The organism is Mucilaginibacter lacusdianchii (assembly GCF_009770985.1).
In the GTDB taxonomy this organism is placed as follows: domain Bacteria; phylum Bacteroidota; class Bacteroidia; order Sphingobacteriales; family Sphingobacteriaceae; genus Mucilaginibacter; species Mucilaginibacter lacusdianchii.
In genome coordinates, this window is the sequence record NZ_WSRW01000008.1 from 1 (window position 1) to 25,229 (window position 25,229).

18 protein-coding genes are annotated in these 25,229 nt (G+C 41.6%); 12 read left to right on the forward strand and 6 right to left on the reverse strand.

What is annotated here, in order from left to right:
- The first annotated feature begins 529 nt into the window (after positions 1–529).
- The 7 genes from GPM24_RS20760 to GPM24_RS20790 all read left to right on the forward strand — a co-directional run bounded on the left by GPM24_RS20760 (position 530) and on the right by GPM24_RS20790 (position 8,044).
- Positions 530–1,465 carry an outer membrane protein assembly factor BamD gene (locus GPM24_RS20760; protein WP_158829419.1) on the forward strand — a complete coding sequence of 312 codons (936 nt, stop codon included), beginning with the start codon at positions 530–532 and terminating at the stop codon, positions 1,463–1,465.
- A 15-nt stretch (positions 1,466–1,480) separates the two neighbouring features.
- On the forward strand, positions 1,481–1,816 hold the full coding sequence (locus tag GPM24_RS20765; protein ID WP_158829421.1) for a DNA-directed RNA polymerase subunit omega: 336 nt from the start codon (positions 1,481–1,483) through the stop codon (positions 1,814–1,816).
- Between the two features lie 91 nt (positions 1,817–1,907).
- Positions 1,908–3,107: a bifunctional phosphopantothenoylcysteine decarboxylase/phosphopantothenate--cysteine ligase CoaBC gene (gene coaBC / locus GPM24_RS20770; protein ID WP_158829423.1), complete on the forward strand. Its 1,200-nt coding sequence runs from the start codon at positions 1,908–1,910 to the stop codon at positions 3,105–3,107.
- Positions 3,104–4,000, forward strand: a complete 897-nt coding sequence (porD, locus tag GPM24_RS20775; protein ID WP_233268922.1) for a type IX secretion system protein PorD — start codon at positions 3,104–3,106, stop codon at positions 3,998–4,000. The genes coaBC and porD overlap by 4 nt, the downstream gene beginning before the upstream one ends.
- Positions 4,001–4,190: 190 nt before the next feature.
- Positions 4,191–5,852: a DNA repair protein RecN gene (gene recN, locus GPM24_RS20780; protein WP_158829425.1), complete on the forward strand. Its 1,662-nt coding sequence runs from the start codon at positions 4,191–4,193 to the stop codon at positions 5,850–5,852.
- Between the two features lie 79 nt (positions 5,853–5,931).
- Positions 5,932–6,747, forward strand: a complete 816-nt coding sequence (locus tag GPM24_RS20785) for an enoyl-ACP reductase FabI (protein WP_158829427.1) — start codon at positions 5,932–5,934, stop codon at positions 6,745–6,747.
- Between the two features lie 97 nt (positions 6,748–6,844).
- Positions 6,845–8,044, forward strand: coding sequence for a carboxypeptidase-like regulatory domain-containing protein (locus GPM24_RS20790; protein WP_158829429.1), 1,200 nt, complete (start codon positions 6,845–6,847; stop codon positions 8,042–8,044).
- 46 nt (positions 8,045–8,090) lie between these two features.
- Here GPM24_RS20790 and GPM24_RS20795 read toward each other — a convergent pair whose 3' ends face one another.
- Complete coding sequence (locus GPM24_RS20795; RefSeq protein WP_158829431.1) at positions 8,091–10,625, reverse strand: ATP-dependent Clp protease ATP-binding subunit; 2,535 nt, start codon at positions 10,623–10,625, stop codon at positions 8,091–8,093.
- Between the two features lie 664 nt (positions 10,626–11,289).
- On the opposite strand from GPM24_RS20795, the gene GPM24_RS20800 reads away from it, so the two are divergent.
- Positions 11,290–12,489, forward strand: coding sequence for a family 1 glycosylhydrolase (locus GPM24_RS20800; RefSeq protein ID WP_158829433.1), 1,200 nt, complete (start codon positions 11,290–11,292; stop codon positions 12,487–12,489).
- Positions 12,490–12,585: 96 nt separating this feature from the next.
- Positions 12,586–14,268, forward strand: a complete 1,683-nt coding sequence (ettA, locus tag GPM24_RS20805) for an energy-dependent translational throttle protein EttA (protein ID WP_158829435.1) — start codon at positions 12,586–12,588, stop codon at positions 14,266–14,268.
- Between the two features lie 121 nt (positions 14,269–14,389).
- Here ettA and GPM24_RS20810 read toward each other — a convergent pair whose 3' ends face one another.
- Entirely contained in the window at positions 14,390–16,666 is a 2,277-nt protein-coding gene (locus GPM24_RS20810; protein WP_158829437.1) for a M60 family metallopeptidase, read from the reverse strand.
- Positions 16,667–16,931: 265 nt separating this feature from the next.
- On the opposite strand from GPM24_RS20810, the gene GPM24_RS20815 reads away from it, so the two are divergent.
- A complete protein-coding gene (locus GPM24_RS20815; protein ID WP_158829439.1) occupies positions 16,932–18,140 on the forward strand; it encodes a peroxiredoxin family protein in 1,209 nt (402 codons plus the stop codon).
- A 164-nt stretch (positions 18,141–18,304) separates the two neighbouring features.
- Here the strand turns inward: GPM24_RS20815 and GPM24_RS20820 are convergent, their stop codons facing one another.
- The 3 genes from GPM24_RS20820 to GPM24_RS20830 all read right to left on the reverse strand — a co-directional run bounded on the left by GPM24_RS20820 (position 18,305) and on the right by GPM24_RS20830 (position 23,137).
- A complete protein-coding gene (locus GPM24_RS20820) occupies positions 18,305–19,117 on the reverse strand; it encodes an alpha/beta hydrolase (protein WP_158829441.1) in 813 nt (270 codons plus the stop codon).
- 45 nt (positions 19,118–19,162) lie between these two features.
- On the reverse strand, positions 19,163–20,938 hold the full coding sequence (locus GPM24_RS20825; RefSeq protein ID WP_158829443.1) for an amidohydrolase family protein: 1,776 nt from the start codon (positions 20,936–20,938) through the stop codon (positions 19,163–19,165).
- Positions 20,939–21,091: 153 nt separating this feature from the next.
- Positions 21,092–23,137 (reverse strand): M13 family metallopeptidase, encoded by a 2,046-nt coding sequence (locus GPM24_RS20830; RefSeq protein WP_158829445.1) that lies wholly within the window; start codon positions 23,135–23,137, stop codon positions 21,092–21,094.
- A gap of 218 nt (positions 23,138–23,355) precedes the next feature.
- Between GPM24_RS20830 and GPM24_RS20835 the strand changes: the two genes are divergently transcribed.
- Together GPM24_RS20835 and GPM24_RS20840 are read left to right on the forward strand one after the other, a co-directional pair.
- The gene (locus tag GPM24_RS20835; protein ID WP_158829447.1) at positions 23,356–23,829 is read left to right on the forward strand and encodes a ribonuclease H-like YkuK family protein; all 474 of its coding nucleotides are present in this window, start codon (positions 23,356–23,358) and stop codon (positions 23,827–23,829) included.
- Positions 23,830–23,897: 68 nt separating this feature from the next.
- Positions 23,898–24,362 carry an SRPBCC family protein gene (locus GPM24_RS20840; protein WP_233268923.1) on the forward strand — a complete coding sequence of 155 codons (465 nt, stop codon included), beginning with the start codon at positions 23,898–23,900 and terminating at the stop codon, positions 24,360–24,362.
- On the opposite strand, the gene GPM24_RS20845 is transcribed toward GPM24_RS20840, so the two are convergent.
- The gene (locus tag GPM24_RS20845) at positions 24,352–25,209 is read right to left on the reverse strand and encodes a hypothetical protein (protein ID WP_158829449.1); all 858 of its coding nucleotides are present in this window, start codon (positions 25,207–25,209) and stop codon (positions 24,352–24,354) included. The genes GPM24_RS20840 and GPM24_RS20845 overlap by 11 nt on opposite strands.
- Between the last annotated feature and the right edge of the window lie 20 nt (positions 25,210–25,229).

The window sequence follows — 25,229 nt, forward strand, 5'->3', positions numbered from 1 at the left end:
AATATTATTCATCATCCCAAACTATTTTCCCAATCGTTTGTATCAATACCCCTAACCCGCTTATAACTAGATACAAACCTTTTCTTAGTGTATTGCTTGAAGACTTCAAAGGCTCAAACACGTTGGCAACGTGGCCAATCTTCTGCATGATACGTTACTTTGGCAACCGGAGACCCACATTTAACAAATGTTATTTGTGGTAAGCGTATATATTAGAACTACACCTTTTCATGTCATTCAGTTATTGTCTACGACGGCAGAAAGGAATTTATAGGAGCCTATCTTTCAAATGAAACACTATCAAAATGATTTGCGGTAGCTAGGCGGTTATTTGTCTTCATTATTATATATATAAATGGATTTTTCACCTACATTACCAATGTGACATTTAACCCCATTCTAACATTAGATATCTTAATATACTTTAATAACATTTAACGCTATTTAACACTTACCTATATAATAACACTTTATTTTCGCGGTTAAATAAATAATTGATTGATTTACATTATATAATTATCTTTGCAGGATGTTTAAAAAGCACCGAACTGTTATTGCCGGTACATTAGTTAGCGTATTATTGATTGCGGGTGGCTGCAAAAGCAATTACGAAAAACTAAAAGCCAGCAATGATAATGCTAAAAAATACCAGGAAGGTATCAAATACTATAATAAAAAGGATTACTCCAAAGCTATTGAGTTATTTGACGACCTTACCCAGCGTTACCGTGGCCGGGAAGGAGCTGAGGATTTGTTTTATTACTACGCATACGCTAACTATAAACTAAAAGACTACACATCGGCTCGTTATCACTTTAAAAACTTTGCCGATATGTACCCTACCAGCCAGCGCGCTGAAGAGTGCCGGTATATGACAGCATATTGCTATTACCTGGACTCGCCGAACGCCACGCTTGATCAGGACAATACCACAAAAGCCATTGATGCGCTACAATTGTTCATTAACCTTTATCCTAAAAGCGAACGTGTAGCCGATGCCAGCAAGCTGATTCAAAATCTGCGCGACAAGTTGGAAACAAAGGCTTATCTGAATGCCAAGTTGTATCTGGATATTGGTGATTACTTGTCGGCAGTAATGGCTTTCAACAACGCACTGCGTGATTACCCGGACACTAAGTATGCTGAAGAGATGGAGTACCAGATTATTGAGGCACAATACTTGTACTCACATAACAGTACCGAATTGCGTCAGGATGAGCGGTATACACAAGCTGTTAGTTATGCAGATCAGTTTATCGAAAAGTATCCTAAAAGCAAATATCTTAGAGATGCAGAACGCCTGCGTAAAAACAGCCTGGACGGTGTTGAACATGCCAAAAGAGTGTTAGCAGCAGCAGCAAATGATAATAAGCTAGCTAAAAAATTAGCAAAAAAAGATACAACAGTTAACCAGCAACAATCAGAAGCTGGAAAACATGGAGAAAGAAGTCCGCAAAATCAATAAATATTAAGTAAAGACATGAGCAATAATAATACAAATAAACCGACAGTAGCCGGCAGCACTGTTACCCGTGACCTGCGCGAGCTGGACAAAACAACCGACAACATTTATGAGTCGCTGGTAATTATGGGGAAACGTGCCAACCAGGTATCAAATAATATCAAAGAAGAGCTGCACCAAAAACTTTCGGAGTTTGCTTCATCTAACGATAACCTGGAAGAGGTTTTTGAAAACCGCGAGCAGATTGAAATTTCTAAACATTATGAAAAGTTACCAAAACCGGTTTTAGTAGCTATTCAGGAGTTTTTAGATGGCAAGGTATATTACCGCAACCCATCTAAAGAACAACAATAATTTGCTAAAGATTAACAGATAATATAAAAAGGCCTTTCTTGCATAAAGAAGGGCCTTTTTATTGATGGCTCAAATTTGATACTTTTGCTAAATGCTTAATGGCAAAAAAATTATTTTAGGCGTATGCGGTAGCATTGCCGCTTACAAAACGGCCCCCTTGGTACGCTTACTCATCAAAGCAGGTGCCGAGGTGCAGGTATTGATGACCGCCGATGCGACCAACTTTATTACACCGCTTACACTGGCTACCTTATCTAAAAAGCCGGTATTGGTTCACTACTTCGAACCAACAACCGGTAGCTGGAATAACCATGTTGAATTAGGACTGTGGGCTGATTTAATGCTGATAGCACCGGCTAGCGCAAATACACTAGCCAAAATGGCAAACGGTTTATGTGATAACTTACTTTTGGCTACCTATCTTTCGGCCAAATGCCCGGTGTATTTTGCGCCGGCTATGGATTTAGATATGTGGAAACATCCGGCTACGCTAAATAATGTACATAAACTGCAAAGCTATGGCAATACGCTCATTCAACCTGGCAGCGGCGAACTGGCCAGCGGTTTGCACGGCGAGGGGCGGCTGGCAGAACCAGAGGAGATAGTAGATATATTAGAAAAAGCATTTGCTACTGGCTATCCGCTTAAAGGCCGCAAGGCTTTGGTTACTGCCGGGCCAACTTACGAGGCGATAGATCCGGTTCGGTTTATTGGCAACCACTCGTCGGGAAAAATGGGATTTGCTGTTGCTGACAGGTTAGCCGCCCTGGGTGCTGATGTTACCCTGATAACCGGCCCCACCGCACAAATTACTGTACAAGCAGCAATAAAGCGGGTTGATGCAACATCGGCTCAAGATATGTTGGATGCCTGTCTGCAAGTATTTGACACAGTTGATATTTGCGTAATGAGCGCCGCCGTGGCTGATTATACGCCTGTAACAGTAGCACCGCAGAAAATAAAGAAGCAAGCCACCGATTTAAATATTGAGCTAAAAAAAACGACTGATATTTTAAAAACTTTAGGCGAACGCAAACGTAAAAGCCAGCTATTGGTAGGCTTTGCGCTGGAAACAGAGAATGAGGAACAGAATGCCATTGAAAAGATCAGGAAAAAGAACCTTGATTTTATTGTACTAAATTCCTTAAACGACGCTGGCGCCGGTTTTAAAACCGATACCAACAAGATTACCATCATCGACCATAACCTGCAAAAAACTGTATTTACGTTAAAAAGCAAAACCGAGGCAGCTGCCGACATTTGCCAAAAAATTACTGAACTGATTGAATGATGAAAAAGTTGTGCCTTTACCTGGTATTTTGTTTATGCAGCTGTGCGGCCGTAGCGCAGGATTTGAATGCACGTGTACAGGTACTGTCGCCCAAAATACAAACTACCAACAAGCGCGTTTTCAAATCATTGGAAACGGCTATGCGCGATTTTTTGAACGGCAGAAAGTGGAGTGCCGATGCAATCCAGCCATCTGAAAAAATTGATTGCAGCTTTATTTTAAACATTACTGCCTGGGATAATGGCACCACATTTAGTGGCGAATTACAGGTGCAATCAACCCGGCCGGTTTATAATGCAGCTTATAATACCACCTTACTAAGCGTAAACGACCGCGACTTTGATTTTACTTATACCGAAGGACAAACCATCGATTTTAATAATCAAACTTTTCAGAGCAACCTGGCATCGGTAATGGCTTTTTATGCCTATATGATATTGGCGATGGATTATGACAGTTTTTCACGTTATGGCGGCACTGCATATTATGCCAATGCCCAAACCGTAGTTATTAACGCGCAAAGCAGCTCATACAAAGGCTGGAAAGCTTTTGACAATAACACCAACCGCTACTGGCTGTCAGAAAATACGATGAACAAAACCTACATTCCGCTACGTGGCTTTTTGTATGACTATCACCGCAACGGATTAGACGTTATGGCAGATAATGCTAATCAAGGTCGCAAAGCCATAACTGCTATTTTGCCTACCCTAACGCAATTAGACCGCCAGCGCGTGGGTGCCACTTGGCCTACCCTTTTCTTTTTGGCCAAACGTAATGAATTAGTGGCTTTATATAGTAAAGCCGATCCGCAGGAGAAACTACAAGCTATGAACATTTTAAGCCAGGCGGACCCAGCTAACGGAAACCTGTATCAAACCTTGCAACAGTAGTAAGTGTAGATCTTCTTATTTTAAGCAGACCCTTATTTGCAACGCCATTCTGACAAGGAGCACTGCTCAGATACTGCATTCTAAAAATATTAGCAAAAATTTGAGCTTTTTACACCTGACAGATGGTTAGATGATAAAGCTAGGCATTGATTTTGTAACTTAGTATCCTTAATAAAAAGGATACTTTTTCATGCTGCAACAGCTCACCATAAACAATTATACACTGATAGACAACCTGGATATCAGTTTTGATTCGGGTTTAAACATCATGACCGGCGAAACCGGTGCCGGTAAATCCATTATTCTGGGTGCCTTATCACTTATTTTAGGTCAAAGGGCCGAGAGTAAGTATTTTTTTAATCAGCAAAAGAAATGTGTGATTGAGGGTAGCTTTAAAATAGCTGGCTTTCACTTGAAATCTTTTTTTGAAGATAACGACCTGGATTATGAAGCCGATACCGTTTTACGACGTGAAATTTCGGCAGATGGTAAATCTCGTGCTTTTGTGAATGATACTCCAGTAAACCTGGCAACACTTAAGTTGTTGGGCGAGCAGTTAATTGACATCCACTCGCAGCATGCTACCCGTGAGCTGGCCGATCCGGAATTTCAATTGCTGATTGTTGATTCGGTAGCCAAGCATCAACCTTTGCTCAACGAATATCAAACCAACTATCGCGCCTACAAAAAGGCCACTAACCGTTTGCAGCAGCTAATTGCCGATAGTGACAAAGCAAAAGCTGATCTGGATTATTTTCAGTTTCAGTTTGACGAACTGGAAAAAGCCAACCTGGATGCTGATGAGCAAGAACTGTTAGAGCAGGAACTGTTTGCCTTAAACAACGCAGAAGAAATAAAGCGCCACTTAACCGGTGCTGTATACCTGTTGCAAGACAGCGAAACCGCCATTACCTTACAGTTGAAGGAAGCCGGTCAGCAATTAGCGGCAATTGAAAAGTACAATCCAGAAGTATCCGACCTACATCAGCGACTAAACAGTACATTGATTGAACTGAAAGATATTGCCTCGGAAATTGAACAACTGGAGCAGCGCACCCAAACTAACGAGGCTCGTGCCGATGAGGTAAATACGCGTTTAAGCCTGATTTATAATCTACAGAAAAAACACCGGGTAAGCAGCAATGCTGAATTGTTGCAAATTCAGGAAGATTTATCGAACAAGATACAGCAGGCACTATCAAGCGATGACGAGATTGAAGAATTGCGGCAGCAAATAGGGCTACAAAAAGAAGACTTGGAACGTTTGGCTGCACAACTGTCCGCAAACCGGCTAAAAGCTATTCCAGATATTGAGCAACAAGTGTTGGATACGCTATCTGAAATGGCAATGGGTAATTCACAGTTGAAGATAGAGCATCAACCAACGGCCAATAACGAATTGACCAAAAATGGTACTGACCAGATTCGTTTCTTGTTTACTGCAAACAAAGGCCATAACCTGGCCGAGATGAGTAAGGTAGCATCGGGAGGTGAGTTATCACGTTTGATGTTGAGTATTAAATCCATCATTGCTCGCTACACAGCCTTGCCTACCATTGTTTTTGACGAGATTGATACCGGTATTTCTGGCGAGGTAGCCAACAAGGCAGGCATTGTCATGGAACGCTTATCTAAAAACTTGCAGGTAATTACCATTACGCACTTACCGCAAATTGCCAGCAAAGGTGAAAACCATTATTTTGTGTATAAAAATAATGAGAAAGAAGTAACTTATACGCAAATACGCCAGCTTACAAATGATGAACGTGTAATAGAAATTGCCAAGATGCTGAGCGGCGATAAGCCTGGTGAAAGTGCGCTTCAGAATGCCAGAGAGTTATTGAATAGCTAACTTCACTGCATTTCAGTTGGATTCAAACTAACTGATAAATAATTTTTACCTTTACCACCCGATAAACAATTCGAATAGTATGGCTTATAATTTATTACAAGGTAAAAAGGGTATCATTTTTGGCGCCCTGGATGAAAAATCAATTGCCTGGAAAACTGCCCAGCGCTGTGCTGCCGAAGGCGCCCAACTGGTTTTAACCAATGCTCCTATTGCCCTGCGTATGGGTACTATCAATAAACTGGCCGAAGAAGTAAATGCTCCGGTTATCCCGGCCGACGTTACCAGCGAGGCTGACGTTGACAACCTGTTTGCCAAAACCATGGAACATTTTGGCGGCGGTGTTGATTTTGTGTTGCACTCAATCGGTATGAGCATCAACGTACGCAAAAACATTCCTTACACCGAAAACAACCTGGAATTTACCCACAAAGGTTTAGATATATCTGCTGTTAGTTTACACCGCGTACTGCAATCGGCCATGAAACACGATGCCATCAATGAATGGGGATCGGTAGTGGCTCTAACTTACATTGCCGCACAACGCGTGTTCCCTAACTATAATGATATGGCCGATGGTAAAGCTATGCTGGAAAGTATTGCCCGCAACTTTGGTTACTACTATGGCGTTAAGAAAAAAGTTCGTGTAAATACCATTTCGCAATCGCCTACCCTAACCACTGCGGGTTCGGGCGTTAAAGGTATCGACGGCTTTATCAATTTTGCCGAGAAGATGAGTCCGCTGGGCAATGCTACTGCCGACAATTGTGCTGATTACTGCGTAAGCTTGTTTTCAGATTATACCAAAATGGTAACTATGCAAAACCTTTTCCACGATGGCGGTTTCTCTTTCACTGGTGTTACGCAAGAAGTGATTGAGCAAATGACTAAAGAATAACATTCTTGTAAAAAAATAAAAGGAGACCATAACTTAATAAGTTATGGTTTTTTTATGCACCTCTTTTAATAACTAAATTATTAGTTATATTTGGTTCATGCTTAAGTATGTGCTTTTTTTATTACTATTTCCTTTATCAGCTATAGCTCAGTTCACCGTATCAGGCAATGTAATCAACTTATCCGATAAAAAACCCATTGCTAAGGCTAGCATATTTTTAAGCAACACCACAGTAGGCACCGCATCTGGAGATGATGGCAGCTACACCTTACGTAATGTAAAAATGGGGCAATACCAGTTAGTAGTAACCGCCGTAGGATACGAGTCTTACTATGCAACTATAACTGTGAGCCAAAACCTAAGCTTGCCAAATATAGAGATGGTTGTTAAAAGCATTGCTTTAAATGATGTAGTTATAAAGCCGGATGCTGATTGGGATAATAATTATGCAGCTTTTAAACAGGAGTTTTTTGGTCCTTCAGAGTTCGCTGCACAATGTAAAATCTTGAATCCCGAGATGCTGGACATCAGCTATAACAAAGCACAAAGAGTATTGTCGGCCACTTCTTATGATGATTTGATTATTGAGAACAAAGCATTAGGATATCGTTTACGCTATCATTTAAATCAATTTCAAAAAGAGTACCAGGCCGGCTACCTGTATTATGAAGGAACCGTACTGTTTGAGAATTTATCCGGTAGTAAATCACAATTAAAGCGGTGGCACAAAAATCGGCGCGAAGCATACTTTGGCTCTACGGAACACTATCTACGTTCAGTTATCAGCAAGCGAACAGAAGCAGACGGCTTTAAAACTTTGACACTCATTCGTAAACCAAATCCTAACCGACCGCCCGACAGTTTAATTAAGGCTAAGATAAAGCAGTTTACACCACGGTTAACAGCTAACCGAATGGTTATCAAAAAGAATGATTCGCTAGATTATTGGTTAGCTAAATCCAGATTACCTCAAATGGCTTCCTACCTGGTAAAGCAGCCACTCAAAGTAGACAGTTTGGTTAAAAAGACTGATCAGAAAGGAATACTTGCACTGGGCTACAATTATTACTTATATGTAATGTACACCAAGAAGCATGGTAACAATATAGCTAATTCAACATTAGATGCCCCAGATTATGCAACTACTATTGTAGGCATTACAGCACCATATGCTTTTTTTGATTACAACGGTGTAATTCTGAATCCGGCGGGCGTAATTTTTGAAGGCGAGTGGGGTATGCATCGTATTGCTAAACTACTACCGGTAGATTATGAACCAGACAATGAAAAGCCATAAAAAAAGCCCCTGATTACTCAGAGGCTTTATAATATCCGGTTAAAACTTATTCCTTCTCTTCAGTTTCAGGAGTTTTGTTTTCGCCTTTATGCTTGGCCGTAATTTTAATTTCGTTAGCTTCTTTGTCAAAGTCAACTTCCATTACGTCACCATCCTGCAATTCGCCCTTCAAAATTTCTTCTGCAATCGGATCTTCCAGATATTTCTGTATCGCACGTTTTAACGGACGGGCACCAAAGTTTTGGTCGTAACCGCGGTCGGCAATTACTTCCTTAGCATTATCAGTCAGCTCGATGTTATAACCCAAGCCGTTGATTCTGCCGAACAGAGAAGCCAATTCAATGTCGATGATTTTGAAGATGTCTTCTTTAGTTAAAGAGTTGAACACAATCACATCATCAATACGGTTTAGGAACTCAGGTGCAAAAGCACGTTTTAAAGCGTTTTCAATTACACCTCTTGAGTGAGCGTCAGCTTGATTTTGTTTAGCAGCCGTGCTGAAACCTACACCCTGACCGAAGTCTTTCAACTGACGGGCGCCAATGTTCGAGGTCATGATGATGATAGTGTTTCTAAAGTCTACCTTACGACCCAGTGAGTCGGTCAGCTGACCTTCATCCAACACTTGTAACAAGATGTTGAATACATCAGGGTGAGCTTTTTCAATCTCATCCAGTAACACTACTGCATATGGTTTACGACGAACTTTTTCAGTTAACTGTCCACCTTCTTCGTAACCTACGTAGCCCGGAGGCGCACCCACCAAACGAGACACGGCAAATTTTTCCATGTATTCGCTCATATCAATCTGAATCAAAGCATCCTCAGAGTCGAACATGAAACGGGCAAGCTCTTTAGCCAATTCGGTTTTACCTACACCAGTTGGACCTAAGAAGATAAAAGAACCGATTGGTTTTTTAGGATCTTTTAAACCGGCACGGGTACGCTGGATGGCTTTGGTTAATTTCTTAACCGCATCATCCTGACCAATGATTTTGCCCTGAATACTTGTAGTCATGTTCAACAGTTTTTGGCTGTCGCCCTGACCTACTTTCTGTACCGGGATACCGGTCATCATCGCTACAACTTCAGCAACGTTTTCTTCGCTTACAGTGTAACGTTTAGATTTGGTTTCAGCTTCCCAAGCTGCTTTAGCCTGATCCAGTTCTTCCAGTAAGTGTTTTTCAGTATCGCGCAGTTTAGCCGCCTCTTCATACTTTTGGCTGCGAACCACACGGTTCTTTTCAACTTTAATTTGCTCTATTTTCTGCTCAATATCCAGAATGTTTTGAGGCACGTGGATATTGGTTAAGTGCACGCGTGAACCGGCTTCATCTAAAGCATCAATAGCTTTATCTGGTAAAAAGCGGTCGGTAATATACCTTGAGGTCAACGCAACGCAGGCATTGATTGCCTCTGGCGTGTAAGTTACACCGTGGTGCTCTTCGTATTTGTCTTTGATACGGGTCAAAATTTCGATGGTCTCGTCAACCGAAGCCGGTTCAACCATTACTTTCTGAAAACGACGGTCTAACGCACCGTCCTTCTCAATGTATTGACGGTATTCATCCAGCGTGGTAGCACCGATGCATTGAATTTCGCCGCGGGCCAAAGCTGGTTTAAACATGTTTGAGGCATCCAGTGAACCAGAAGCGCCACCAGCACCCACAATGGTATGAATCTCGTCGATAAACAGAATTACATCTGGTGATTTTTCCAGCTCGTTCATCACCGCTTTCATACGCTCTTCAAACTGGCCGCGATACTTAGTACCAGCAACCAACGAAGCCAAGTCTAACGTAACTACACGTTTGTTGAATAACACACGTGATACTTTGCGTTGCACAATGCGCAAAGCCAAGCCTTCCGCAATGGCAGATTTACCTACACCAGGCTCACCAATTAAAATTGGGTTGTTCTTTTTACGGCGTGACAAAATTTGAGACACACGCTCAATCTCTTTTTCACGACCCACAATCGGATCCAAACGACCTTCTTCGGCAGCTTTAGTTAAATCACGGCCAAAGTTGTCTAATACTGGTGTTTTTGATTTAATGTCTGATACCTTTTTAGGTTGACTGAATGATTCTTCTTCTTTGAAATCATCATCGCCACCGGTAGATGAACCAGGCATTTCATCAGTAATGTTTTTGTGAGATTCTACTTCATTCTTGAAAATTTCGTAGTTCACATTAAACTGCATAAGCAGTTGTGAGGCAATATTATCTTCATCACGTAGAATAGATAACAGCAAATGTTCTGTACCTATAATATCGCTCTTAAATATTTTTGCTTCCAGATAAGTGATTTTTAATACTTTTTCTGCTTGTTTGGTTAACGGAATACTGCCGATATGCACATTAGTTCCGGTTGTACCTTTAACAGCATCTTCAACAGCGCGGCGTAATTTTGCTGTATCAACATTTAAGCCTTTCAGCAATTTTATGGCTATGCCGTCGCCGTCGCGAATTAGCCCAAGTAAAAGATGTTCTGTACCTATATAGTCATGCCCAAGGCGTAAGGCCTCTTCTCTGCTATAAGAGATAACATCTTTAACCCGCGGCGAAAATTTAGCTTCCATATAGTACCTTTCTATAGTTTTATTTGAATGTCCGGATGAATAGGTTTGTTACGCATACGGAGTTACCTATCATTATCAACAATGCTGCCAATGTTAATGCTTGGCATACTTAAATTGTTAATTAAATGTAATGTGTATAACTCATAAAACCCCGTCCGGGTTTTAGATGTGTTAAAGTAGATATAACGCTTAGTTTACGGTAAATTTCACTTGCAAGTTAGTATTTGATTTATTTAATGCAACTAGTATTAACATTTAATTTTTTGTACAATCTACTCCTTTTTTGCGAACGGCAATTCCGTCATAAACATGCCTAATTGACATGCTCTTATTCATCTGTAAGTATCTGTCACTTAAATAAAAAGCTAACATTGAGTTCAAGTTAAAAACACATTACAGCATCCTTTGGTTAATAAGCTAACTATGCAACTGACAAATAAAGTAGTACCGGCGCATATAGTTAATACACCTGTTAACGTTTTGCTAAAGCAACAAAGCATTTGGCCAGCTACTTATGTAACAGATTTATATAATAATGATAGCAAATTAACCATCGCTACACTCGCCTACAAATATGCGCAATGCTTAACCAAGCATAAAACTAATCTGCCTTATTACTGTAACATACAAAATTGATTTACCTGAAATGTATAATAGTTCGCTTATGAAAAGCAAGTTCATGTTCAGCACCGGGATAGAAAACAGCTACCCTACTATATTCGAAAACGGCAAAAAAATACGGATTGATGAAATGGAAAAATGCGGTCATTATGAGCGCTGGAAAGAAGATTTTGCTTTAGTGAAAGAAATGGGCATAGAGTTTTTGCGCTATGGCCCGCCTTATTATAAAGTACATGAAGGCCCCGGTAAATACGACTGGAGCTTTGTTGACGAAACCTTCCGGGAACTAAAACGCCTGGACATTACCCCCATAGTTGACTTATGCCACTTTGGTGTACCCGACTGGATAGGTGATTTTCAGAATGCAGACTGGCCTCATTATTTTGCTGAATTTGCCGGTGCCTTTGCACGTCGCTTTCCCGACCTGCATTTATATACACCTATAAACGAAATATTTATTGCTGCTATGTTTTCGGGCCAGTACGGCTGGTGGAATGAAAGTTTAAGCAGCGATAAAGCCTTTTTAAACGCACTGAAAATATTGTGCAAAGCCAATGCATTGGCCATGCAAGCTATTTTGGAAGTACAGCCCGAGGCTACTTTTATTCAAAGTGAATCATCAGAGTATTTTCACCCCGAAGATCCAAGTTGTCGCGATCTGGCCGATTTCCTAAACCGCAAGCGTTTCCTGTCGCTCGATTTTTGTTATAGCCATCCCGTAAGTGTAACCATGTACAAATGGTTGATGGACAACGGCATGACGGATAAAGAATACATGTGGTTTATGAACAATAAAGTGAAAGCCAAATGTATTATGGGTAATGATTATTATATCACCAACGAGCACTTGGTATTGCCTAACGGCTCCACCCAGGCATCGGGCGAGATATTTGGTTACTATGTAATCACCAAACAATATTATGACCGCTACCGCCTGCCGGTAATGCACACTGAAACCAACATCATCGAACCCAACTCTGAAATGTGGCTGCATAAAGAGTGGGCTAACTTATACCGCTTTAAGCAAGATGGTTTCCCGATTGTAGGCTTTACGTGGTACAGCTTAACCGACCAGATGGACTGGGACTCGGCCCTGCGACACAATGCTGGTAACGTTAACAAACTGGGCTTATATGATTTAGACCGTAAAATACGCCCGGTAGGTAAAGCTTACAAGCACCTGATTGAAGTTTGGAAACCGGTACTGGCCGATGAAAGCTTTGGCATCCAAACTTACATATAACACCAAACACTCAATTTATTTAAAGCCACGCCAGTGGCTTTTTTTGTATTCCGTACTTTTTTGGCTGATATTTGACTTATCAATAATCAAACTTAGATGGCCGACGAAAAAATTATATTCTCGATGGCGGGGGTTAACAAAATTTACCCGCCTCAAAAACAAGTGCTTAAAAATATATACCTGTCGTTTTTTTACGGTGCCAAAATTGGCGTAATCGGTTTAAACGGTTCGGGTAAATCATCATTGCTTAAAATCATCGCCGGGCTGGATAAGTCTTTCCAGGGCGAAGTAGTATTCTCGCCGGGCTACTCGGTGGGTTACTTAGCGCAAGAGCCTCAATTGGATCCGGAAAAAACCGTGCGCGAGGTAGTAGAAGAAGGCGTTGCTGAAATTACTTCCATCCTGAAAGAGTACGAAGACATTAACGAAAAATTTGGCTTGCCCGAATACTACGAAGATGCCGATGCCATGGATAAACTGATGGCACGCCAGGGAGAATTACAGGATAAAATTGATGCCGTAAACGCCTGGGAATTGGACTCCAAGCTGGAGCGCGCCATGGATGCCCTGCGTTGCCCCGACCCGGAAGCTAAAATTGGCGTACTATCCGGTGGTGAGCGCCGCCGTGTAGCGATGTGCCGTTTGCTATTGCAAGAACCGGATGTATTATTGCTGGATGAGCCAACCAACCACTTGGATGCAGAATCTATCGACTGGCTGGAACAACACTTGAAACAATATAAAGGAACTGTTATTGCTGTAACGCACGACCGTTACTTTTTAGATAATGTAGCCGGCTGGATTCTGGAACTTGACCGTGGCGAGGGTATTCCGTGGAAAGGCAATTACTCGAGCTGGCTGGATCAAAAAGCGAAGCGTTTGGCTCAGGAAGAAAAGACTGAAAGCAAACGTCAGAAAACCTTGGAACGCGAGTTGGAATGGGTACGCATGGCCCCTAAAGCCCGTCACGCTAAAGGCAAGGCCCGTTTGGCTAACTATGAAAAACTGGCTTCGGAAGAAGGCAAAGAACGCGAAGAAAAACTGGAGCTGTTCATTCCACCAGGCCCGCGTTTGGGTAATGTGGTGATTGAGGTGAACAACGTAACCAAAACTTATGGCGACCGTGTATTGTTCGAGAACTTAAATTTCTCGTTGCCTCCCGCGGGTATTGTAGGTATCATTGGCCCCAACGGTGCAGGTAAAACTACCTTGTTCCGCCTGATTACCGGGCAGGAGCAGCCGGATAATGGTACCTTCCGCGTGGGCGAAACGGTAGCCTTGGGTTATGTTGACCAGATGCACGACGACCTGGATGCCAGCAAATCGGTTTGGGAAAACATTACCAATGGACAGGAAACTATTTTGCTGGGTAACCGCCCGATAAACTCTCGAGCCTATGTATCCAAGTTTAACTTTAACGGCGGCGATCAACAGAAAAAAATTGATGTGCTGTCGGGCGGTGAGCGCAACAGGGTGCATTTAGCCATTACGCTAAAAAAAGGGTCGAATGTGCTACTACTGGATGAGCCGACTAACGATATTGACGTGAACACCTTGCGTGCATTGGAAGAAGCACTGGAAAACTTTGCCGGCTGCGCCGTAATCATCAGTCACGACCGTTGGTTTTTGGACCGCATCTGTACCCACATCCTTGCCTTTGAAGGCGACTCGCAAGTTTACTTCTTTGAAGGCAACTACAGCGACTACGAAGAAAATCGCAAAAAACGCCTGGGCGATGTAGCGCCTAAGCGCATTAAGTATAAAAAGCTGGTAGGGTAAGAACTGTAAAAACAGAATTCAAGACGCTTTTATATAATAAACCCCCAATCATTAAATTCTAATTTAGGATTTAATGATTGGGAGTTTTAGTTGGTGTTTATTTAATAAAGTATTTTTTTCGCTATCGTAATTCGGCAGGTAGCCATGTAGGGTATTGTCTAACAGCCTGTTTAGCGGTTGTTGATATTGGCACTTGCCATTTATCAAAAAAAGATGATAAATCTTTTTTTGATAAATGGCACATACAGGTAAACCAATAATCTCGTCTAGCTTCTAGAGTTGCGGGATATTGTTGCTCGGGTAATGCACGAAATGTTTTAAACACTTGCTCAATAAGTTGCCAGCCAAAGTCCTGAATAACCTGAATATACATTTTCAGAGCCAGAAACGGATCCTGACCAAATTTTTCGAAACTGGGCTTACCAGCCATATATTTTTTTATACTATCCGTTACTGCCTGTTTAGATGAAATGTTTTCGTGATTGTAAATGCCTTTGTGCAATACTTGGTCATATACGTACATAGTATATAGGTTCACAGTCACTTCGCTCAGCTCCTTGTAATCAATTCCCCAAAACTGATGCCGGTGCCCCAACTCATGAAAATGCCCCCATGATCCTTTGCTACGCAATAAACTTTCGTTCAACATCAATTCGCAACTTTCGTCATCAGGCGCTACAATTCTGTTATCAACAGTGAACATATAACCGTACGCCACCTGCCGGTCAATAATAATGCGTTCAGGGTGTTTCCGTGTAGGTGATATCTGGGCTAAGCGGGCATCAGCATCCATTACTTCGTCCCAAAACTTCATGAGCTTTTCAGGATCATCCAAATTGCGGATGCGGTAGGATGGTACGGTTAATATAATCTTATCGGTAGCTAGTTCCGCCCATGGTGCCGGATAATTGCGTATGGTTTGATTCCAATTAGCCAGGGTAGTTTGACCTAATTTAAAAAACGGACTTTTTACTGCGCTGTTTACCTGTAAATTAATAGCTTTTAAAGTTGAGGTATCCGGAATGTTAATAAGCAACAATCCGCCAAAGGGTGAGTAAATTTCAGTTGTTACTTTATCCAGCTCAAAAGTTTTGGTGAGTGCGACTGCCGACCGCGTAAAGTAAGGCATGTGTTGCAAGGCATCATCATGCACGCCTATTTGCGCTTTTAGGTGTTGGGGTAAGTATGCTACAGGAATGGTAACAGTTACCTTTTCACCTGCGGGCACATATAAGCCTGTACTGTGCCAACGGTAATATACCGGATGTGGCTCCAACAAACCCTGAGTGCCTACTTTAACCGGAATAGTAATCTGTTCGTTGACCCGAGCTGCGCTGGCATCTACCTGTCCCGGAAATTCTTTACTATCCGGATCTACGTAGTTTGCCAAAGGGTGCCGCGTTTGCTGCTGTGCGGCCAAAAATTTTTGTGTCTTATAGGTAAAATAGGTTTTAGTATCGCTCTGCGAAACAGGGTGTGCCAATGAAGGTACAATGAGCGGCTGCCGGGGCGGACTAAACCAATCCGCTATGGAACGGCTCAGGGTTGTAGTATCACTATTATTGTTTAAATAATTGGCGATAGTTGATGCGTATATACCATCCAGTACAAACCCGGGCTTTTTAACTTGTGCTAGTGTGGGCACAATGTGAAGATATGGCGGTAGATGGTGCATGTTTAAATCGTTATTACTCCCATCTGGTGTAACAAACATGGACAAGTGATATAAACCTGCTTTCATGAAAAGCTGATTAAGATTGGCATCATAATAATCAAGTTTATACTGCTGCATTTGATCGGCTACCGGCGACCCAAAAATTAGCGTACCACCCTTACGGATAAAGGCTTCCAAACTATTTCTTTTCACCGAATCCATTACATCCTGCGTTAATATAATCACATCGGCATCACTACTGATGTTTGCGGAATCTAAAATGGTTTTAACGCGTGCCTGCTTCAGAAACATAACCAAATCGGGATTATTGCTTACAAGCTGTACTTGCTTTTTGCTGGCATGATGAGCCCATATCAAAGTATTTTGAAGTAATTTCTGAACATTTTGATTGTTCAGTAATGGCTTTTGCAAGTATTGGTTAGAGCCTATAATCATGATCTTTCCCTTATCTAACCGCGAGGTTAGGATAACACTAAGCTGCTGGTTATACTCCCGAATAGTTCCAGCTGCTATAGTTTGTGAGCGCTCATCCAAAGGCAAAGTGGCACACACACGATGCGGTGTATCAGGAAATGGAATTTGATTGATGTTTTTTAAAAGTACTGTGCTATCCGGATACTGGGCCAGCACCCGGCTACTTAATAGTAATAAACCAAAAAACAAAAGGTTGGTAATTTTAGTGCATAATGAAAGCCATTTGACGCCGGGTTGATTTGTGATCATATAAAGGTATAAGGTTGAAGCTGATAAAGTTCAGTTTTCTTACTAAGTAAGTGCTTCTTCAGCAAGAATGCAAGACAATACTAACATGCCAATAGCAAAATACTTGCGGAGTAAAAAATTTTGAGCTTTAGTATAGGTTACTCATTGGTCGTTTACTGGCGCAGGCATTAAAGGGTCTATCAAAAGTCTTCAATATTATAATTAATCATTATTCGAATCAGGTAATGATTAATTATAATATATATTTGTTTATCAACCTGCTTACATGTCAACCTTAAAACCTGTCTTCATTTCTGTCATCCTGTGCCTCATCTTTACAACTGGGTATTCGCAACCTCATTACAAAAGCACATACTCTCTGAAAGGCTATATTAATCTTACTATAGATATTTCAGCTCTTAAAGATACAGTAGGAGTATTTGATATCCGCATAGGCGGCGGAACCCAGCATTTAAAAAGAAAGAACAATCAACTGTTCGTTAAATATTACATGGATGAACCTCGACGAGCGCACCTGATGTTCTACCCCCGAGATACCATCAAGAAGTACCCGAACAAATCCTTAAACTACATTCCTGCTAGGTTCAACGACTATTTTGAATTCTTAGCACATCCGGGTATAGTTAATATTGTTGCTAAAGGTAATATACACAGCAGCCAAATCATCAACGCCAGTCAGCCACAAAAAGACTACACTGCTCTAATACAAAAACAACAGAATTTTGAAAAAAGCTTTGCGCAGGAAAACAATGCGCTAATCCAGCAAATAAAAGTTGTGCGTAATAAGAAAACTAAAGACTCATTACTGGCTATTTGCTACAAAACAGGTAATTTAGCATACCAGAAGTACAACAACGATGTGGTATTAAATTACATCAAACGCAATCCGGATTCGCCAACTGCATTGCAACAACTTGAAGAATATTCTTATTCTAATTTCGTCAAATTTGATGCACTGGCATCTTTATACAAGAATTTTACAGATAGAATAAAAGCGCTACCAACAGCAAAGCGGATTTACAACCAAATTGATAATCATCAGTTTTTTGAGAACAATCTCGTTGGAAAAGCAGCTCCGGACTTTACGTTAAAGGATGTATCGGGCAAAGATGTTTCCTTACATGATTTTAAAGGCCATGTTACTTTGTTGGAGTTTTGGGCAAGCTGGTGTGGCCCATGCAGGGAAAACAATCCTGATTTGGTTAAAATCTATCAAAAGTATAAAGCAAAAGATTTTAAAATCATTGCGGTATCATTAGATTTCAAGAAGGAACCGTGGCTCGAGGCCATAGTCAAAGATAGACTTACCTGGACGCATGTATCCGAGTTTAAGGGCTTTGATGGTAAAGTGAGCAACCAGTATCACGTTTTTGGAATTCCGGGCAATTATTTGATCGACGCAAATGGAAAAGTCTTAGCAAAAGATCTGGAAGAAAAACAATTAGACGAACACTTGTCTAAATTATATCATTAATAAGTTTTATAATAGGCAACAATTAAGTAACTCGAGACGCATTGATTTGCCCAAAACAATAAACCGATTTTTACACATACCACATTAAGCCGGTCGAGTTAGGTATTGCAATAAATAACAGTGCGTTTAATAGCATATACTACACAGTTTGATTTATTTAGTCCCTATTTCCCCATAATATCCTTCACCCTCGCCCGCACTTCTTTAATTAACAGCGGAAAAGCAGGTTCGGCCATGCCGCCGTGGTCAAACCCTTGCAATTCGAACAGGCGGGTTTGTTTGTGGCCGGTCAGTTTCATCATGCGCAGCATATAGGCATTTTCTTCGTAGCGGCCCAGTAGCTCCATTTCGCGGTCGCCGGTGATGAGCAACATGGGTGGGGCGTCGGCACGTACATGATACAAGGGTGCGTATTCGTCTATGATGGGTTGGGTATCTTTTATGCCCCGCTCCTGCCGCACGGTAAAGTGGGTAATGCACTGCCCGCTAAAGGGTACTAGCTCGGCAATGCGGTTGGCATCTATGTTATATTTTTGCAAATACTTTTTATCCAGCGTAGCCATCATGCCCAAATAACCACCGGCCGAGTGGCCTGTTACAATAACCAGTTTATTATCACCGCCATACTCGGCAATGTGCTGAAATACCCAGGCAATAGCCGCCGCCGCATCTTCAATATAAGCAGGTGCTTTGGCTTGCGGCGATAAGCGGTAGCCTACACCCACCACGGCAAAACCTTTTTCGGTTAAAGCTTTCGGAATTTCTTTGTTGCCGCCGGTGATACCGCCGCCGTGAAACCACACTACAGTAGCAAAGTTTTTTACGCCTACAGGGTAGTAAATATCCAATTTGCAACGCTCGGTGCGGTAGGCATCGCCAGCATTGTCAGCGTAATAAGCTACATCTTTTTTGGTAGTATATTTTTGAGCCAGTGCTGCGTTACCAATCAACAGCAAAATTACCAACAGCTTTTTCATGCAGGCAAAGTAAAAATTATTAACCGGATATTGGAGATTGCTTTTTTATTCGAGCGTATCATTTCTGTTGCTTTTAACAACCAATGTACCTTTAATTACCGTATGAATAGCTTTCAGATTACTGATATTTTGCAATGGATTGCTATTTAAAATGAGAATATCAGCTTGCTTTCCGGCTTGCAGGCTACCACTTTGCACATCCATCCTCATTACTTTGGCCGGTACTATGGTGGCCGTTTGCAGTGCTTGCAACGGGGTTAAACCAGCCTGCACATATAATTGCAGTTCATCGGCAACAGTACCTTCATTATCTGTACCGGCAACTACAGGAATGCCTCCCTTATAAAACATCCGCAGCAGGTTTTTATAGGTATTCAGTTTGGTATCGCCGATGAGTGAATAAACATTTAAGGTGGGATCTATATAAACGCCATTTCGCTTAAGCATGGCTATCAGATCTTGGTTATTATCTTCGAGCGTGCCTTGCTTACCAAATTTAACAGCATTCATAAAGTAATGTATATGACTAATGCTTTTAACGCCCTGCTCAATAAAATGCTTGGCGGTAATACCCACCGGCAAATGCCCTACTACATCCATATTATACTTACGGGCTTCCTGCACAATGTTTTGCACATATTTAGGTTTAACCGAACTGTAAACTTTGATTTGCTGAAAACCGGCGTCATGATACTTTTTTACATTAGCTTTGATCTCGTCGTCGCTGGTAGCCAGCATGGTTCCCAACGTTTGGTCCGATTTTCCGTCTAATACCCCCGCACTCAAAATATGTGGCGCTAAAAACCCGGCTTCCGCCGTTTTGGATTTTAAAAGATTGATCAGGTCAAACTCATTAGCCATATCCCGCACTGTGGTTACGCCCGATAGCAGCTCGGTACGCAGATTATCGGGATGAAACAGGTGCACATGCATATTCCACAAACCCGGTGATATAAACTTACCTTTCGCATCTATCACCTGCGCATTAGCCGGGATGCTTTGCCCTTCGGCCTTACCTGTGTACACGATCTTACCGTTTTCTATCAGAAGCAAGGCGTTGGGCATTATGGCACCGGTATGTACATCAATTAGGCTGCCGCCGGTAATCGCCAGTTTATTATATGTTTTACCTAAGCTATTATATTCCTGACGGTAGGCATCAACTAAGTAGGTGTTTGATTTTTGATTGAACTGCAGAAAAAAGCTTTGGTACTTATCATTCAATACCTCGCGGCGGTCCCCCTCTGTATCGCAGGTCACCAAAAATATAGCATTAAACTGCTTATCCATCCATAGCAGCTCGGGTTTACTGCTGATGCCTTTAATTTGGTAAACTGTAAGCAGCTGGTTACTGATTATACTACTATCGGTGCCCAAAATTTTGATGCTAACAGGCCGATGCGTTAATGCCGTCTCCATTTGTACCGGGCGATTAGCCATCGTCCAACCCAAAATTAGCATTTGTTTTATGGCGATAGATCCGTTATCGCTAACCGGAGCCATCTGATCCAATTTCAATACCGTATCTATTTTTTCTAACTTAAAGCGTGAGGTGTTACCCACCGATCGGTAAACAATCTTACCATCACGTGCGCTAATGGCGGCATCCAGTTTTAAGGCATAGCCTCTATCGTTAGTATTGACATGAACGTCGTAAGCTAAATCTTCACCCAGTTTACCTTGTACTTGGCAAACTTCGGTACCGATTTTCTTTTCGAGCTTATAAACGGAATAAGTTTCGTTGACTTGGGCATATACTATACATGGCATCACACCCAGCAAAGCCAGTGGATATAACAGGTAGTGGATAAAGGTTTTCAAGGTTGTGATTTAATGAATAATGCCGATAAAATACTAGTTAAATAATAAAATTCAACATAGAATTTTATTATTTAACAATCGGCTTTTTCTGCAGACAATTTCCGTAAAACAAAAAAGGCCGATCTTTTCAGATCGGCCTTTGCAAAAATTTATTTACCAAATGCGTATACGCTGGTTTTCGGGTTTGTACAGCTTAGCGCCGGGTTGTATGTTGAATGCTTTGTAAAAAGCATCCATATTAAATACCGGCCCGTTTACACGGTAACGTTCCGGCGAGTGCGGATCGGTATTGATGCGCATGCGCAGGGTTTCATCACGATCTTTAATGCGCCATACCTGTGCAAACGATAGGAAAAAACGCTGATCGGGCGTTAAGCCATCAATCTTTTTATCGCTTTTGCCTTGTTCGGTATTTTTAAAGGCTTGATATGCAATTGCTAAACCACCAATATCGGCAATATTTTCGCCCAATGTGAGTTTGCCATTTACGTGCATGTTGTTCAGTACTGTAAAGCCATTGTATAAATCAACTACCTGCTGGGTTTTGGCTTTAAACTTGGCTGCATCGGCAGGGGTCCACCATACTTTCAGGTTACCGTCTTTATCGTACTGGCTGCCCTGATCGTCAAAACCGTGTGTCATTTCGTGACCAATTACGGCACCAATAGCGCCATAATTAATTGCATCATCTGCATTCTTATCAAAGAAAGGGAATTGCAAAATACCGGCCGGAAATACAATTTCATTGAAGCTTGGGTTGTAGTAGGCATTTACCGTTGGCGGCGTCATCCCCCACTCGGTTTTATCTACTTTTTTATCAACCTTGGCAATCATCTCTTTATAGTTATGCTTGCTTACTGATTGCATGTTTTTATAGAAGGCGTTGCGATCTATCTCCACATCATCATACTTTTTCCATTTATCTGGGTAACCAATTTTTTTGATGAAGGCGTTTAACTTACCAGTAGCTTTTTGCTTGGTTTCGGTACCCATCCAATCCAATTTCTGAATGCGCTCGCGGTAAACGCTTTGCAAGTTATTTACCAGTGCAAGCATACGGTCTTTCGCTTCCGAGGTAAAATATTTTTCGGCATACAATTGGCCCAGTAGTTCGCCCAAGCCGCCATCTGTGGTAGATACCATTTGCTTCCATCTTTCGGTAGGCTGTTTCTGACCATTCAGCGTTTTACCAAAAAATTCAAATCGAGCATCGCGGAAAGGTTTGCTCAAGTATCGCGAAGCATCATTCATAGCCACAAACTGCAATTTGCTTTTCCAAAAGTCAATTGGCTGTGATTTTAGCAAATCATTCAGTGCCTTGTAGTAAGCCGGCTGCCCTACCAGTATAGTATCAGTTTTAACGTCCATACGGCTCAGCAAATCTTTCAGGTCCAAATCGGGCACCTGTTTTTGCATATCGCCAACAGCAAACTTATGGTAATTTTTAACCGGATCGCGCAATTCAACCGGGGTAGAGTGTGATTGAGCTAGTGCGGTTTCCAACTTTAGGATGTTATCGGCATTTTTAGATGCGGTTGCCGCATCGGCACCGGTAAGGGTAAACAGTTTGGCAATGTATTTTACATAAGCTGCCCGTATGTTTTTCGTAGCCGAATCGGTATTAAAATAATAATCGCGGTTAGGCAACCCTAAACCCGACTGATCAAAATGTACTACGTTTTTAGCGCTGTTCCGATCATCGGGGCTTACATAAAAGCCTAGTAAAAAGCCATCACCATCTTTATAACTGTCGGCAGCAAATTGGATCAGTTCTTTATAATCTTTTAAGCCGTTAATTTTAGCCAATAAAGGTTTTATAGGCTCATAGCCTTGTTTATCAATAGCCACGGTGTCCATACCACTCGCGTATAAATCGCCTACCTTTTGCGCATTGCTGCCTTTGTCATTTTCTTTACCTGATACTTCCTGTAGTATCGTTCTCAGGTTTTTCTGGTTATCATCATACAGCGTATAAAATGATCCCCAACCAGTTTCGGATGCAGGGATCTCCGTCTTTTTATACCAGGCTCCACTAGCGTACTGAAAAAAGTCGTCGCCGGGTTTTACGGTGGTGTCCATACCTGTTTTATCAAAAAAAACGGTACGTTTCGGCGCTTCAGATACCTCTCCCGACTTTTGGTTACATGCGGTTACAGCTAATACCGGCGCTGCCAATATTAGCCACTTCATATATTTCATGGTTATAATTTTTGTTAAATATGACGAACGAAGGGTAATTAAGCAAATGCCTCTTTAATTTGTTACACAGCATTACTCTTAAAACAACTATAAATTGTTGATAACCAACTTAATGTTAACAAATAAATCATCTGTGCGTTACGTTTATATCATTATGTATCACTTACTTTTATAGACCCTTAAAAGGTCAATTAAAATCTAACTAAAAAACATTTTTTATGACCTGGAGAAAATTTAGCGGCGAAGTGCTGCGTACCCCCATCCTTGAAGAAGTAGAACACACTATTGAGCGCGAAACCACCCTGGGCAACAAACTGAAAGTTTGCATTGGTACCGACTCGCAAGTAAAAGGCACCGTAACAGATTTTGCTACCGTAATTGTTTTTTTACGCGAGCAGCGCGGCGGGTTTATGTACATCCATCAGGAACGCACTTCGCAAAAAATGAGCATCAAAGAACGTATGCTGAGCGAGGTGCAAAAATCAATTGACATTGCGTATAAACTATGCGACCTGCTGGATTTGTACGATGTTGACTTGGAAGTACATGCCGATATTAACACCAACCCCATGTTCAAATCAAACCAGGCCCTGCACGAGGCTATGGGTTACATCCTCAGCATGGGCTTTGTGTTTAAGGCCAAGCCCGAGGCGTTTGCCAGCTCGTATTGTGCCAATAAAATGGTGCAGTAAGGTTGTTGGGTATGGCTTTAAAACTACATACTTAAAACCGTTTGCTCGTTCTATGCGTATCATTAATTGTGAAAACTTACGAAAAACGCTGGGAGCAGTTTATGCCGATTAGCTTAGACAAAGCCTGGGACTTTTTTTCGTCGCCGTTGAATTTGTCGAAAATAACGCCGGCCGACATGCGATTTACTGTAACCTCTAATTATACCGAGGATACTAAGATGTATGCCGGTATGATTATTACCTACAAGGTATCGCCGTTATTTGGCATTAAAATGAACTGGATGACGGAGATTACTCACGTGGTAGATAAGCAGTATTTTGTAGATGAGCAACGCTTTGGCCCGTATGCCTTATGGCACCACCAGCACCACTTTAAAGAGGTGCCCGGCGGTGTTATGATGACCGATATTTTACACTATGCCATACCATATAGCGTAGCAGGCACATTGGCTAATAAACTGCTGGTAAACCGCAAAATAAATCAAATATTTAAGTACAGGGAAAAAGCTATTAATCAGTTTTTTAATAGTTAAGCTTTTTGTCGAAGATATTATCCAGCTTAAATATCATTGATGCAGTTGCAGTAGTACCGATGCCCGTATTTTGCCCAACTATAAACTGGCCTAAACTTAAAAACAAGGCCGTTTTGGTATTGAACGAATGTCCGTAACTTAAACTTACCTGTGTGTAGGCAAAATCGCGAGTGGTGTAAATATTTTGAGTATAAGTTTTGATGCTACTGGCCGAAATTAGTCCGGATGCGCCCAACGTAATCTGGTCGTGAAATTTACGATCGAGCGTTAAACCAAAGGATGCACTGAAGCGGTCTTGTATAGGACCATTACTGCCAAGGTATTGACGTAAGCCGTTTTCTAAACTTAGTGAATAAAATTTACTGCCTATTTTACCAGCACCCGAAAAGCCCAGCCTCAGTTCGCCGCCTTTTTGCCCGTACCCTAAGCTTTGGCTGGCACTGTAAAGCGGTACAATAGCCGTTCCCTGCAAGGTAAAATAATATTTGTAGCCAATATTGGCCAAATAATATTTCAGTCCTGCTTCCATATCACCCACGCCTGATACAGAGGAAGTTCCATACACTGCGTCTTTAAGCGAATAATTAATGTAAGGCACTGATGCAGTTAACGCCAACCGGCGTGATATGCCATACTCGCCATATAAATAAAAGCTGGTTGAGGTAAACGTACCAGCATTAGCCCGGGGCACTTTGTTGCCGTTACGGTCCCAGTCGGATGTTGACCGGAAATAGCTTATGGATGGTGAAACGATGAGCCTGTGCGGGCGTGTAGGCCAACCGCAATAAGCTTTAAAGCTGATTAATAAACATATAACCAGCGTTAATACAGATATTTTATTACCCAATGAATGTCAGTATTAGTTAT

Bases quoted from the DNA above. Each gene is read 5' to 3' on its own strand.
- GPM24_RS20760 (WP_158829419.1), top strand. From the start codon at position 530: ATGTTTAAAAAGCACCGAACTGTTATTGCCGGTACATTAGTTAGCGTA.
- GPM24_RS20765 (WP_158829421.1), top strand. From the start codon at position 1,481: ATGAGCAATAATAATACAAATAAACCGACAGTAGCCGGCAGCACTGTT.
- coaBC (WP_158829423.1), top strand. From the start codon at position 1,908: ATGCTTAATGGCAAAAAAATTATTTTAGGCGTATGCGGTAGCATTGCC.
- porD (WP_233268922.1), top strand. From the start codon at position 3,104: ATGATGAAAAAGTTGTGCCTTTACCTGGTATTTTGTTTATGCAGCTGT.
- recN (WP_158829425.1), top strand. From the start codon at position 4,191: ATGCTGCAACAGCTCACCATAAACAATTATACACTGATAGACAACCTG.
- GPM24_RS20785 (WP_158829427.1), top strand. From the start codon at position 5,932: ATGGCTTATAATTTATTACAAGGTAAAAAGGGTATCATTTTTGGCGCC.
- GPM24_RS20790 (WP_158829429.1), top strand. From the start codon at position 6,845: ATGCTTAAGTATGTGCTTTTTTTATTACTATTTCCTTTATCAGCTATA.
- GPM24_RS20795 (WP_158829431.1), bottom strand. From the start codon at position 10,625: ATGGAAGCTAAATTTTCGCCGCGGGTTAAAGATGTTATCTCTTATAGC.
- GPM24_RS20800 (WP_158829433.1), top strand. From the start codon at position 11,290: ATGAAAAGCAAGTTCATGTTCAGCACCGGGATAGAAAACAGCTACCCT.
- ettA (WP_158829435.1), top strand. From the start codon at position 12,586: ATGGCCGACGAAAAAATTATATTCTCGATGGCGGGGGTTAACAAAATT.
- GPM24_RS20810 (WP_158829437.1), bottom strand. From the start codon at position 16,666: ATGATCACAAATCAACCCGGCGTCAAATGGCTTTCATTATGCACTAAA.
- GPM24_RS20815 (WP_158829439.1), top strand. From the start codon at position 16,932: ATGTCAACCTTAAAACCTGTCTTCATTTCTGTCATCCTGTGCCTCATC.
- GPM24_RS20820 (WP_158829441.1), bottom strand. From the start codon at position 19,117: ATGAAAAAGCTGTTGGTAATTTTGCTGTTGATTGGTAACGCAGCACTG.
- GPM24_RS20830 (WP_158829445.1), bottom strand. From the start codon at position 23,137: ATGAAATATATGAAGTGGCTAATATTGGCAGCGCCGGTATTAGCTGTA.
- GPM24_RS20835 (WP_158829447.1), top strand. From the start codon at position 23,356: ATGACCTGGAGAAAATTTAGCGGCGAAGTGCTGCGTACCCCCATCCTT.